Below are 320 nucleotides of genomic sequence, written 5' to 3'. Positions count from 1 at the left end.
GGCCGTCACGCCAATGGTACTGCGTCTCAAGACGTGGGAGAGTAGGTCACCGCCAAACCTGTCCAATGCCCAACCTCTCAATACGATCTCAAATCACCCCAAAGGCAAACCAGCCCCAGGGACAACGACCGCGGGGTGGAGCAGCCCGGTAGCTCGTCAGGCTCATAACCTGAAGGCCGCAGGTTCAAATCCTGCCCCCGCAACCAAAACTCTCAACGATATCAAATACCTGCGCAGCGCCCCCCGGGGCGCTTTCCGCATTCGCACGCCTACATCAACGCCACATCAACACCGAAGCAGAAAAACCGCACCAGCATGCA

Annotated in this window: 1 tRNA gene; it reads left to right on the top strand. The window is 58.4% G+C overall.

The annotated features are described in order from the left end of the window. Window positions 1–129 precede the first annotated feature (129 nt). Window positions 130–206 (top strand) — tRNA-Met (locus LHP98_RS19355). The last annotated feature ends 114 nt before the right edge of the window (window positions 207–320 follow it).

The sequence above is a fragment of the Rhodobacter sp. Har01 genome (assembly GCF_020564565.1).
In the GTDB taxonomy this organism is placed as follows: Bacteria; Pseudomonadota; Alphaproteobacteria; order Rhodobacterales; family Rhodobacteraceae; genus Pseudogemmobacter.
This window is presented reverse-complemented; position numbering and strand designations above follow the sequence as displayed.